The sequence below is a fragment of the Streptomyces sp. NPDC008125 genome (assembly GCF_042957125.1).
GTDB lineage: Bacteria > Actinomycetota > Actinomycetes > Streptomycetales > Streptomycetaceae > Streptomyces.
Map to the genome: position 1 here is coordinate 124,928 of NZ_JBIBHR010000021.1, position 12,539 is coordinate 137,466.

The window sequence follows — 12,539 nt, forward strand, 5'->3', positions numbered from 1 at the left end:
CATGTCGCACATGACCCGCTATGGCGGGACGGCCGGTCCGGCGGCGCCCGAGAGGCCCTGCGGACACGGGAGTTGGCCCGGTTTCGACCCCGTTCAGTCGGTGTACTTCTTCGCGATCCCGCCGATGAAGTGGCGGCTCTGCTCCACGTTGAGCGCCTGGGCACGGAGGTGCTCGTACATGACGCTGTACCGCTGCACGTCGTTCGCCTTCTCCAGGTACAGGTCGCTGGTGACGCCCTCGATGTAGACCACGCTGGAATCGGCCGTGTCCGGGAACTCCAGGATGGCGTACTGCCCGTTGATGCCCGGGTGCGCACCCATGTCGAACGGCAGGACCTGCACGGTCACGTGCGGCAGCTTCGAGCAGGCCACCAGGTGCTCCAGCTGCTCGATCATCACCTGCTTGCCGCCGACCGTCCGGTGCAGCGCGGACTCGTCTATGACGACCCACAGGCGCAACGGGCGTTCGGGATCGTTGATCCGGTCCTGGCGGCGGGCGCGGACGTTCACCCGCTTCTCGATGTCGGCCGACGGCGCCTCCGGGAGAGCGCCCGTGATCAGTGCCTCGGAGTACGCCCGCGTCTGGAGCAGCCCCGGGATGACCTGGGGCTCGTACCCGCGCAGCGACTCCGCGTCGGTCTCCAGACCGATGTAGACGCTGTACGGGATGTCGCCGAACGCGTGCCACCAGCCCTGCTGGCGCGAGTCCTTCGCCATCTGCATGAGGGAGTCGACGATGCGGTGGTCGTCCACCTCGTAGACCCCGCAGAGGTCGCGGACGTCACGCTGGCTGATGGAACGGCGGCCGTTCTCCAGCCGGCTGATCTTCGACTGGGAGACCAGCAGGCGGTCGGCGACCTCTTCGGCGGTCATGCCCTTGAGTTCGCGCAGGCGGCGCAATTCCTGGCCCAACCGACGTCGCCTGACGGTGGGATTGACGGTGGACGGCACGGAAACGGCACCTCCGGCTATGTAGCTGTGCGTATCTACTTCTCAGCAGATTGCCACCCTTGGCCCTCGCTTCGCTGGAAAACGGGGAACGCAAGCACGCGGGGCAGCCGGAAGACCGGCTGCCCCGCGTGTGGTGCGGCTCCCGAACCGGGTCTTCGCGGACGTCGGCACGGCGGTATGTGGTTCTCCGCGCGGTCTCCCGCGCGGTTTCCGTGCGGTCTCCCGCACGGCCCTGAAACGGTGCGCAGCGCGGATGTCCCGCGCGGCGCACCGCGGTTCAGCTCACTGCGTTCAGCTCGCCGCGGTCTGCGCCATGCTGCCGCGACGTGCTTGCGGCTGCAACGGCACTCCCGCTGCCTGCTGGTTGCGGCGGGGCTGTGCGCCCGCACCGCTCTGGACGTCCATCACGGCATGCGCCACGAGTCCGCCCATCGGGTCGTGCCTGATCAGGTCCCGGAGGCGGGAGCGTGATGAACGCCCCTCGTTCCCCGGGTACAGGTGCTTGCCGAGTCCGACCGCATGGGCCAGCGCGGCAAGCGCCGCGGTCCGCGGGTCCGGCGGTACGCCGGTGCGGATCGCACTGTCCAGCCGGGACCTGATGTCCCTGCTGACCGCCGTGTCCGTCGCCTGGTAGCGAGTCGTCGGCAGCACTCCGCACATCTGGCCCGCCACGGCATGCACCATGCCGCACCGCTCCAGATGAGCGAGATAGACCTGACGGAGCCCCAGTCGGGGTCCGCCGATCCAGTGGACCGCCCGTACCGGGCTGCCGCGTCTGCGCAGCAGTTCCAGTGCGGAGTCCAGTGTCGGATCTCCAGTCGGCCGTGGCATCACCACGGCGATACGATCCCCGTCAGGGGCTATCCGTCCTGCCAGAGCCAGCTCCACTAGCTGTGCTCCGGCGAGGCCGAGGTCGAGCGACTGCGGCTGCGCCGTGGTACCCGTGGTCGGGTCCAGAGCGAGCAGCAAAAGCTCTTCCGGAATTGTTCTGCGGCTCCTGCCCATCCATGCCTCCCCGCGTGGATGAGTGACAGGGTGACCCCTCTCACAACTGTCTGTCGAGAGCGCCTGCCAGCTTTGTACGGGAACCAGTAGGTATGTCGTTCTCGTCTAGCAGCTGAAGCAAGGGTTCACACAGGACACTGGTACACGGTTCGGACAGCGGGGGCAGTCCCCGCAGTGATGAGGAGGCATTGGTGGCGGGCGAGTCCCTCGGCAAATCGGAGCGGTCGAAGTCCTCGGGGACGGCTCCGGAGGAACGCGACCCCAGGCTCTCCGTGTTCCGTGAACCCGCCGGACCGAGTGACGACACCGTCGGTGACGCGGCGGACGACGCTCCTGGTTCCGGGACGGACGCGGACGCCGGGACGGATGCGGACGCCGAGCCGGGCACGGACGCGGCTTCCGGCACGCACGCGGACGCCGAGTCGGGTACGGACACCGAGCCGGGTACGGACGCCGACGCGCGGGAGGACGGTGCGCGGGAGGACGGTGCCACCGCTGTGTTCCGCTTCCGCGTTCCGGTTCCCCCGGCGGCTGACGCGGCTGACGCGGCTGACGCGACGGACGTGGCGGACACGGACGAGGAGGCCGACGAGGCGGCGGACACGGACGTCACCGAGCGGGCCGAGAGCGCCACGAGCACCGGCCCGGCCGAGGACGGGGCGGCAGAGGCCCCTGAAGGCCCCACGGAGCCCTCGGAGGCCGATTCCACGCCCTCGGGTGCCTCCGGCGCGCAGGAGCGGTCCACGAGCGCCCCCGCCGCCGACACGGACGCGGAGGACGCGGAGGATGCCGAGGAGGCGGAGGACGCGGAGGACGCCGAGGGCGAAACGGCCGTGGGCGAAACGGCCGAGGGTGACGGCGACAAGCGGCTGCGCCGCGCGGTCGCCGCCTGGGTCGCCGAGGGCGACAGTCCCGCCGCAGCCGAGAAGCCGACCGGGGTCACGGAGTCGGCAGAGGCCGCGGAGTCCACCGGGGCCACGGAGTCCACAGAGCCCTCGAAGGACGACAAGCCCTCGAAGGACGACAAGCCCGACGCGGACACGGCCGGCGCGCAGGTGCCCCGTACCCGCGAGGAGGCCACGCCCACCGAACCGGCGTCGGCAGCCAAGGGGCTCGGAGCTTCCGGCGAGGCCGCCAAGCCTGCCGACAAGCCGGCCGAGGCGACGGCCGACGCGGACGGCGACTCCGGCTCCGACGCCGACGAAGACGCCGGTGAAGACGGCGACGACAGCGAAGACGGCGAAGACGCGGACGACACCGGTATCGACCAGCCCACCGCCGTGTTCACGTCGGTCCGCCCCCGGATCGACCAGCCCACGACCGCGCTGAAGATCCCGAAGCGCGAGGCGTCGGCCGAGCAGAAGACCAAGCCGGACACCAAGCCGGACACCAAGCCGGACCCGGGCGGCGCGAGCGACCCGAAGGCCGCGAAGGCCGCGAAGGCCGCGAAGCCGGAGTCCGAGAACGACGCGGAGCGCACCAGCACTTTCGTACCGCTGCGCTCGGACGACGTACGGTCCGCGCCCGCGCCGCGCCGTCCCGCGCCGCAGGGGCCGGTCATCGGTCCCACGGTGACGCCGGCGCTCGACACGTCGGCCTCGTCGGCCACGTCGGCCACGGGTGAGCCCGACCGGACCCGTTCCCTGCCGCTGCCTCCCAGGCCGCCGCTGGACCTGCTCGCCGAGCTGACGAACACCCCGCCGCCGGTGGAGACCCCGGTGCGGACGGCGGTCCGGCGGGTCAAGATCTGGACGCCGCTCGTCCTGCTCGTGCTGATCATCTTTGCAGTCGTACAGATGGTCAGGCCGCTGCCGGACCCCACGCTCTCGGTGACGGCCAAGCCGACCTACACGTTCGACGGGGCCGCCCCCGACCTGTCGTGGCCGTCCCAGGGCCAGGGCTACATGGCGGCGACCGGCCTGGGCGAGGTCGGCTCGTTCGGGAAGCAGAAGCCGGTTCCGATCGCGAGTGTGGCGAAGGCCATGACTGCGTACATCGTGCTCAAGGACCACCCGATGAAGAAGGGTGAGGACGGAGCGTCGATCAAGGTCGACGCCAAGGGCGAGTCCGACGGCAAGCTCTCCTCCGAGGGCGAGTCCACGCTCGACACCGTCAAGGAAGGGGACGTGCTCACCCAGCGCGACGCCCTCTCCGCGATCATGATCCCTTCCGCCAACAACATCGCGCGGCTGCTCGCGCGGTGGGACGCGGGCTCCGAGAAGGCGTTCGTCGCGAAGATGAACGCCACCGCGAAGGAGCTCGGGATGACGAACACCACGTACACCGACCCCTCCGGCCTCAACGCCACCACCGTGAGCACCGCCGAGGACCTGGTGAAGCTCGGGGAGAAGCTGGTCGAGATCCCGGCGCTGATGGAGATCACCATCCTGCCGAGCTGGACCGACCCCACCGGCAAGCCCTGGCCCAACTACAACCGCCTGGTCCCCTTCAACGGGGCGCTCGGCATCAAGACCGGGTCGACCACCAAGGCGGGCGGCAACCTGCTCTTCGCGGCCCACAAGATGATCGACGGGACCGACCAGCTGATCGTCGGCGCGATCCTCGGGCAGTACGACAGCCAGTCGATCATCGACGAGGTCAACCGGGTCAGCAAGACGGTCATGCTGGCCACCGAGGACGCCCTCAAGGGCGCCACGATCGTGAAGAAGGGCCAGGTCGTCGGGGTCGTGGACGACGGGCTCGGCACCACCACCCCGGTCGTCGCCACCAAGGACGTCAAGGCGGTCGGCTGGGGCGGGCTCACGGTGAAGCTGGAGCTCACCGACGACGGGAAGACCGTCCCGCACGAGGCGGCGGCCGGTACCGAGGTCGGCACGCTGACGGTCGGCGAGGGCACCAGCCAGGTCAAGGTGCCGGTCGCCCTGGCCCAGGACCTGAGCGAGCCCGGATTCGGGGCCAAGCTGTCCCGGATCGGCTGACGACCGGGTCCTGATCGGCCGGCGACCCGGTCCGGACCGACCGGCGACCGGGTCCGGACCGACCGGCGGCCGGTCCGGCCTGCGGGAAGGCCGCGTACAGGCCCGGCGGGACGGCCGGGGGCGGCCTGGAGGTTCGCCGGGGAAAGCCTCGGGGAAGGAGGGCGGGGGGTACCGGTCGGGTGCCCCCCGTCCCCCGTCTGTCCGCTTGGTACGTGTTAGCGTCCCGGAACAGACCGAACAGACGAGCAGACGAACAGCAGCCGGAAAGCCGAACGGCGGTCGCCGGGGGGACACACCGGGCCGGCGGACGACGGGGAGAGCCGTAGTGACCACCGCGGAGCCGAGACCCGGCCGCGAGGCGGACAGCGAGAGAGACCGGACACCCGGGCAGCTCGACGACGCCGGCGGCTCGACGGGTCCCGTGGACGGCGGCGATCCGGCCGTCGCCGGTCTCGTGCCGACCCAGCGCACCCCGGAACCGGGACCGCAGGCCGACCGCGGCCACCCCGGCCCGTCCTCCGACGGCTCGCGCGAGCACCCGGGCGCCCCGTCCGCGACGCAGCCGCAGACGACGCCGACCGAGCCGCCGACGCCGACCGAGCCTTCGGCCCCGTCGCTGCTGCACCGGCTGACCCGTCACCCCGTGACGATCGTGACGGCCGCCGCGGCCGTCACGCACGTCCTCTGGTTCTTCTTCTTCGCCAACAGCGGCGGTGACATCGCGGCCCAGGACGCCTGGGCCGAGTTCGTGGGCCAGCACCCCGGCACCGCGTACAACCTCGCCTGGTACGGGGGCATGCACCCCGTCTCGTACAGCGTGGTCTCGCCGTATCTGATGTCCGTGATCGGCGTCCGGTCGACGATGATGCTCGCGGGCACCGTCTCCGCCGGGCTGACCGCGATGATCCTGGTACGGGTCAAGGCCGTGCGGAACCCGCTCGCCTGCTCGCTCGCCGGGGTCTTCGCGTACCTGTGCAACGCGCTGTCGGGCCGGGTGACGTTCGGGCTCGGCATGATGTTCGCGGTCGGGGCCGTCGCCGCCGTCTTCTGCTGGCCGTACCGCTGGCGGTACCGGCGCTGGGCGAAGGCGGGCGTCGCCGCGCCGCTCGCCGGGCTCGCGACCGCCTCCAGCCCGGTCGCCGGGCTCTTCCTGGGCGTGGTGGCCGCCGCGCTCTTCCTGCACAAGCGGCGCCCCGGCGCGTACGCCATCGGGCTGCCGCCGGTGGCGGTGGTCGGGCTGTCCTCGTGGCTGTTCCCGTTCTCCGGCACCCAGCCGATGTCGGTGGGCACGCTGTCGCTGCCGTTCGTCTTCTCGGTGTTCGTCTTCGTGCTCGTGCCCCGGGACTGGAAGACGGTCCGCACCGCGTCCGCCCTCTACGGCCTCGGCACGCTCGCCACCTACTTCGTGGACTCCCAGATCGGCTCCAACATCACGCGCATGGCGATGCTCTTCGCCGGTGTCGTGCTGCTGGCCGCGCTGCCGTTCACCGCGCCGCGCACCCGCCGCTGGTACGCCCTGGTGATCGCGATCGTCGGCCTCAACGTCTGGATCGGCTTCAAGAGCGTCGCCGACATCGTCCGTACCGCGCCGACCGCCTCCTGGGCGCGCGAGCTGGCGCCGCTGGTCAACCAGCTCCAGGTGGCCGACGCGACGAGGGGCCGGATCGAGGTCGTCCCCGCGAGCAGCCACCGCGAGGCCTCGGCCCTGGCGCCGTACGTCAACCTCGCCCGCGGCTGGAACCGCCAGGCCGACATGAAGCGCAACCCGCTCTTCTACGACGACACCCTCGACGGGACGAACTACCGCGAGTGGCTCGACCGCTGGGCCGTCCACTACGTCGTGCTGCCCAAGGGCAAACCGGACAGCGGGGCCACCCAGGAGGCGACCCTGGTCGGCGCGGGTCTGCCGTACCTGAAGCAGATCTGGGCCGACGCCAACTGGAAGCTGTACCGGGTCGAGGACCCGACGCCGCTCGCCGACCCGCCCGCCACCGTCCTGAACGCGGAGGCCGACGAGATCACCCTCCGGGTCGCTAAGGCCGGCCGCGTCCTCATCCGGGTGCCCTACACGCGCTGGCTCTCCCTCGTCGACGAGGAGGGCAAGGGCCTGGACCGTCCCCAGGAGACGGCGGAGTCCAAGGAGCGCACCAAGGACGACGACGCGGCTCCGAAGACCTTCGACAACGTCAACGGGTGCCTCCTGGAGGTCGACGAGGAGACCCACGGCGACCAGTGGACCGAACTCGTCGCCCCCAGGGCGGGCGTCTACCGGCTGGCCGCGCCGTACCGTTTCAGCCCCGGTACCCCGTGCCCGGAGGAGCTGCGCTGACGCGTGGTTCCTCCGGGGCCGCCGCCCCGGACCTCACGAAGACGCCGTCCCGTGCGGCGTCCAGCGCCGCCACCGGCCCGGCGGCCCGCAGTACGACGTCCAGCGCGCGTTCCGGGTCGGCGGCGTAGCAGCCGCTCGCCCAGGCGGCGTTCGCCTCGACCACGCTCCAGCCGCCGTCCGCGTCCTGCCCGACGTCCACGACGATCGCGGACGGCAGCGAGGCCGAGGCGGCGGCCAGCAGGTCCGCGCCGAAGGCGAGGGCATCCGGCGACGGCTCGCCGAGCCGGAGGCGGCCCCGCTCGGCGTACCGGCTCGCGGTGTGCACGGCCCCGTCGAGGACGTACAGCCGGTACTCGGACACGTAGGACAGCACCTCGCTGACCAGCACCGGCGTCGCCGGCTCGACCGCGTCCGGACCGGGCAGCCGGGAACCGTCCGAGTACACGAGGGCCGGGATGCTCTTGTCGTTGGGCGACTTCACGAACACCGGCCTGCGCAACCCGTACGCCTCCCGGATCGGCATCGCCCGGATCTCCCGTCGCGTGAACGTGATCGGAAGCCTGGCCATCCAGTCGGCCGGAGCCTCCAGCGGGGCGATCCCGAGCACCGACGCCACGATGTCGGCGAAGCCCGGCCCGGCGTGCAGATACGCGACGCCGTACGCCGACTCCCGCAGCACCTCCGATATCGGCGTCCCGCCCGGCTCCACGGTCCGCAGCCCGCGCCGCACCGCCGCCCCGGCGATCGCCCGCGCGGACGCGGTGAGGTGGGGCGGGAGTACGAGGACGGCGTCACGTCGGTCATCGGTCATGGCCATCAGGGTGCGGTACGGGGACGGGCGCGGCCCAGTGGTTTTCGGGGGCGCTGCCGGGCGTCCCCGCCGTCACGGTTTCCGCAGGTGGCGGCGGGTTCGGGCAGCCGTCGGGGTCTCGTGGGCACCCGGCGCGGAAAGCGGTTGCGGCGGCCCCGACCAGCCGATTCGATCGGCTCATGCTCTCCGACGAAGATCTTGTACGAACCCTGGTCGCCGCCCGGTTCCCGCAGTGGGCGGGGCTCCCCGTCAGCCGGACCGGCTCCCACGGCACGGTGAACGCCATCTACCGGCTCGGGGGAGCGATGGCGGTACGGCTCCCGCTCGCCGAGGGCGGCGCGCGGGACGTGGAGAAGGAGCACCACTGGCTGCCACGCCTGGCTGCCCACCTCCCGGTCCCGATCCCCGCCCCGCTCGCCCAGGGCGGGCCGGGGGATGGGTACCCCTGGGTCTGGTCGGTGTGCCGCTGGCTCGAAGGGGAACCGCTGACACGATGGTTGGGGACTGGCAGAGGTGAACAGACTTCCGGTGCCGATGGCTCGCCCCTGGACAGCAACGAACTGGCCACGGATCTGGCTCAGTTCATCACCGCCCTGCGCCGGGTCGACCCGGCCGGCGCGCCGCCCGCGTACCGCAGCGAACAGCTCGCGGCCCGGGACACCGACACCCGCCGGACGATCGAAGCCCTCCGCGAGGCTCTGGGCGAGGAGGGCAGGGAGGGGGCTCTCGCCGTGTGGCGGGCGGCGCTGTCGGCCCCCGCGCCGGACGGGCCGGGGGTCTGGTCCCACGGGGACCTCCAGCCCGGCAACATCCTCATCAAGGAAGGCCGGTTGGGCGCCGTCATCGACTTCGGCTGCGTGGGCCTCGCCGACCCGGCGCTCGACCTGATGGCCGCCTGGTACCTGCTCCCCGCCACCGCCCGCCCCCGGTTCCGTACCGCACTGGCCGCGGACGACGCGACCTGGCGGCGGGCTCGTGGCTGGGCCCTCTCCGTTGCCCTCCCCGAACTCGCCCACTACCGCACCACGAACCCGGTGATGGCGGACAACGCTCGCCGTGTGATCGGTGAGCTGCTGGCGGAGAGGGCGGACTTGCGCGGCGGGGTGATCCGGGCGGGGAGCGACCCGAACGCCGAGTCGGTTCGCGAGGAGTAGGCCGTCAGAGTCTCGGCGCTCTGGGTGTCGGCATCGCGTCGAGCTGGCGGTGGAGCATCGACGGAGATGCACGCCGCGCGGTGCACTCCGGGTCGCCCGGGGGGTGGGCGTACGCGTCCGGACGCGCCCCGGAAGCGGAGTGGCCCTCGGCAGCGACGATCGCGTTGCGGAGGGTCACCTTGTCGCAGTCGACGCAAATCTTCATCGTGCCGCCCGCCACAGCCGGCCCAGCTTCACCGCAGTGACGCAAGCGCGGTTGGCGCGGCACGTGGCGCACTTCTGGGTGTGGAGGATCCACACCCGGTACGCCCGATCCCCAGTATTGAGCGGCTTCTCAGTGGTCGCCATCGGTCCGTCCTTCCCGGCAATTGAGGCAGCAGCGGGGGAACCAGGTCACGGAGACGAACCCGAGGTCCGGGCGGGACCCGAGGTCGTGCGCGTCGCCTGGGGTCAGCGGCGCCGTGCACCAGAGGCAGTCTGCGCCACGCTGCTGTGCGTCAGAGAGGACCGAGGGGTCTGGAAGCGAGGGATGGCGCGTGGTGAGCGGTTCCCCGGAACGGCCCTGGCGGTTCGTCTCGTACACCCGGATAGTCGTCACCACGGCGTTGCCTTCCATTACGCTGAGTCGCCCGGCCTCACTGCGATTACGACGGTATTGAGCGCAGGTTGCCGCTTGAACTGACCGCCGGTACGGGTGAACGGCCACAGTCGGCGAGGACGCCATGGCCGTCCCCGGGCCGCGGGCGGCTGAGGTCGGCCCGCTGCGCGGGGAACAGCCCAAGGAGTCCCCGGCCAATGAGCGCGAGGGACAGCTGGCTGCCCGTTCCGGTGCCGGTGCCCGGCCGCAGGCCGTTCGTGGTGGAAAGACGCAGCAGCAGCGGGTGGACCTGCCGGAGGAGTCTGGTCTGCGGGTCGCGTTGGGGCCGGTCTCGTGGCTGTGGCAGGGGTTGTCCGGGTGGCAGCAGGCCCGGGTCGAGGAGGCTGCGGAGGCGGAGCTCGGCCGGCTGGAGGGCTGGGTCGGTCAGCAGGAGGCGGCTGCACGTCGGCTCGCGGCCCGCCTCACTGCCCGCCTGGCGGAGACCGGCGGCGAGGCCCTGGTCCAGCGCCCGTACGGGTGGCTGATCGGGCGGGGCCTGGTGCAGCGTCAGGCGTGCGCGGACCGGCGGTGCGACGACGGCACCCGGCTCGACACCGGTGCCGCGTGCGAGGGCTGCGCCAACGTGCTCCACGTCCGCCGGGCCGCCCGGATCCAGGTCACGGCCGAGGTCGACCAGGAGCTGCCCGGCCTCGATGACGCCGCCCGCCGCCAGGTCGTCGAGGAGCGGCTGCAAGCCCAGACTGCTGCTGACGCCGCGCGGTTCGTACGGCGCCGCGAGGAGGCCCGCGTCCGGGACGCCGAGCGCGAAGCGGCCCGCGCCGCCGCGCAGCAGCGGGCCGAAGCGGAGCGTCAGGCCGCGGCCGCCGCCGCCACGGTGCGCCGGGCGCTGGCGTGCGAGGACTGCGGGCAGAACGCGGCCGGCGGACTCTGCGAGACGTGCGGCCACCGCCGCGAGACCGAGACGCTCACCGCCCGGACCGTGCAGCTCGTCGCGGCGCGGACCCTCGACCCGTCGGCCAGCACGGTTGACGTCGCGGCTCTCGACGCCCGGGTCCGTACGGCCATCGACCGCAAGGTCGCCGCCGAGTGGGCGGAGTTCCTGGAGCTCTCCGACCCGGCCGACCTCGAGGACGACCAGGAGCGCGCCGACCTCGCGGCCGCGCTTACCGCCCACAGCACCGTCCAGCCGATCGCCGACCAGGCCGAGGCCAGCGCGCTGGCCGCGTTCGGCAGGACCGACGAAGCCGAAGCCGAGGCGGACCGGGCCTACCGGACCGAGCAAGGGCGCCGCTGGTTCCAGCACAACCCGACCGGCGAGGCCGCTGTCGCCGCCGCGACGAAGGCCGCCACCGTCGCCCGGGACCGTGTCGCCCAGCATCTGCTGACGGTGCGCCTGGAGCAGCTGCGGGAGCAGGCCGCCGCGGGGCACCGGGCCGCCCGGGCCGGTGCCGGGTCGTGGACGGACCGGCTGCCGGAGCTCGCCGCCCGCGCTCTCGATCGGGACACCGCCGGGGTGGTGATCGCGTGACGGCCGAGTCGGAGCTGAGCGGGGTCGACCTCGCGCGTCAGGCCCTGACCGCCGCCCGGGAAGCGGCGAAGAAGAACGGTGCCACCGCCAAGATGCCGAAGCGGCGCACCACCACCGTCGTACGGCGCGACGGCCGCGAGCCGCTCGGGCTGGGCAGTGCGATCAGCCGGATGCTGACCGAGCGCGGGATGACCGCCCCGGCCGTCGGCGGCAGCGTCCTCGCCCACTTCGACAGGATCCTCGCCGCGGTCGCGCCGGAACTCGTCGGCCGGGTCCGGGCCGTGGGATACGACGCGGACACCGGGCGCCTGGACGTCGTCCCCGGCACCCCGGCGGCCGCCACGAAACTCCGCTGGACCGCCCCGAAGCTGAGCGCGGCCGCCAACGCGCAGGTTCCCGGAGCGAACGTCCGCACCGTGAACGTCCTGGCGCCCGCGCCCGCGAAGGCCGGCCTCGCCGTGGCAGCCGAAATGGCCCCGCCGACGGTGCCCGCCGGACCTGCCGGGCGTCTGCCCGCACCGGCCGGCTACCACCAGGCGCTCGCCGCCACCGCGCCGCCCACCGCACCGCCCGCCCGGCGAAGGCGACTACCGACGCGAAGGTCCGGGCTGCTGTCGAGCGGCAGATCCGCGAGCAGGCCCGCGAACCCGAAGAGGACTTCGGCGACGGCCGCCAGGCCCTCGAGGAACTCGCCGCCAAGGGAGCCGTCCAGCAGTGGGTCGTGACCTCCAGCGACGCGGCCCGGGCCCGAGTGGCATGACTGCTCCTCACCTGGAGTCGATCGGATCTTCCGATGTGTCAGCCAAACCAGTCTTTGCGCATATTTCTCTGTTTCCAGCTTTTTGTCAGATAGAACCCAAGAGCCATCAAGGACAGCCCTGCTGCAACCACCCAGAATTCACTGCGGAAAGTCCCGAAAAGAAATGGAATCGCACCTATCGGCAAGAGCCAGCGAGACCAAAGGTCGGCAGGGAACCTGAGCGCATCCCACACGAAAAACGCCACAAGGATAACAGCTAGCAAAAATTCCCAGACGGAAATTCCCGCGAATGAACTGGATACGGCCATTGATGTAGCTAGCATCATAAAATACTCCGTTGCAGGGAGTCGTGGGGGGGGGGGGGGGGGGGCCCCCCCCCAGCGGAACAAAACCACCCCACCCCACCCAAAACACCAGGGCAACGGGGAAGAACCGGATGAACATGCAGAACAACCCACCAGAGC

9 protein-coding genes are annotated in these 12,539 nt (G+C 71.9%); 5 read left to right on the plus strand and 4 right to left on the minus strand.

All coding sequences use genetic code 11. The features are described 5' to 3' along the window. Positions 1 to 93: 93 nt before the first annotated feature. Positions 94 to 951 carry a Scr1 family TA system antitoxin-like transcriptional regulator gene (locus ACFZAX_RS29665; RefSeq protein WP_390965374.1) on the minus strand — a complete coding sequence of 286 codons (858 nt, stop codon included), beginning with the start codon at positions 949 to 951 and terminating at the stop codon, positions 94 to 96. 291 nt (positions 952 to 1,242) lie between these two features. Beyond that, on the minus strand, positions 1,243 to 1,956 hold the full coding sequence (locus tag ACFZAX_RS29670) for a GPP34 family phosphoprotein (RefSeq protein ID WP_327177326.1): 714 nt from the start codon (positions 1,954 to 1,956) through the stop codon (positions 1,243 to 1,245). A 191-nt stretch (positions 1,957 to 2,147) separates the two neighbouring features. On the opposite strand from ACFZAX_RS29670, the gene ACFZAX_RS29675 reads away from it, so the two are divergent. After that, positions 2,148 to 4,895: a serine hydrolase gene (locus tag ACFZAX_RS29675; RefSeq protein ID WP_390965375.1), complete on the plus strand. Its 2,748-nt coding sequence runs from the start codon at positions 2,148 to 2,150 to the stop codon at positions 4,893 to 4,895. Positions 4,896 to 5,220: 325 nt separating this feature from the next. Beyond that, positions 5,221 to 7,224 carry an MFS transporter gene (locus ACFZAX_RS29680; protein ID WP_390965376.1) on the plus strand — a complete coding sequence of 668 codons (2,004 nt, stop codon included), beginning with the start codon at positions 5,221 to 5,223 and terminating at the stop codon, positions 7,222 to 7,224. On the opposite strand, the gene ACFZAX_RS29685 is transcribed toward ACFZAX_RS29680, so the two are convergent. Beyond that, the gene (locus ACFZAX_RS29685; protein WP_390965377.1) at positions 7,187 to 8,035 is read right to left on the minus strand and encodes an ATP-grasp domain-containing protein; all 849 of its coding nucleotides are present in this window, start codon (positions 8,033 to 8,035) and stop codon (positions 7,187 to 7,189) included. The genes ACFZAX_RS29680 and ACFZAX_RS29685 overlap by 38 nt on opposite strands. A 179-nt stretch (positions 8,036 to 8,214) precedes the next feature. Between ACFZAX_RS29685 and ACFZAX_RS29690 the strand changes: the two genes are divergently transcribed. The 3 genes from ACFZAX_RS29690 to ACFZAX_RS29700 all read left to right on the plus strand — a co-directional run bounded on the left by ACFZAX_RS29690 (position 8,215) and on the right by ACFZAX_RS29700 (position 12,040). Continuing rightward, the gene (locus ACFZAX_RS29690) at positions 8,215 to 9,189 is read left to right on the plus strand and encodes a phosphotransferase (RefSeq protein WP_390965378.1); all 975 of its coding nucleotides are present in this window, start codon (positions 8,215 to 8,217) and stop codon (positions 9,187 to 9,189) included. 722 nt (positions 9,190 to 9,911) lie between these two features. Then, entirely contained in the window at positions 9,912 to 11,315 is a 1,404-nt protein-coding gene (locus ACFZAX_RS29695) for a hypothetical protein (protein ID WP_390965379.1), read from the plus strand. Further along, positions 11,312 to 12,040, plus strand: a complete 729-nt coding sequence (locus ACFZAX_RS29700; RefSeq protein WP_390965380.1) for a DUF721 domain-containing protein — start codon at positions 11,312 to 11,314, stop codon at positions 12,038 to 12,040. The genes ACFZAX_RS29695 and ACFZAX_RS29700 overlap by 4 nt, the downstream gene beginning before the upstream one ends. A gap of 73 nt (positions 12,041 to 12,113) precedes the next feature. On the opposite strand, the gene ACFZAX_RS29705 is transcribed toward ACFZAX_RS29700, so the two are convergent. Continuing rightward, entirely contained in the window at positions 12,114 to 12,383 is a 270-nt protein-coding gene (locus ACFZAX_RS29705; RefSeq protein ID WP_390965381.1) for a hypothetical protein, read from the minus strand. Positions 12,384 to 12,539: the final 156 nt, after the last annotated feature.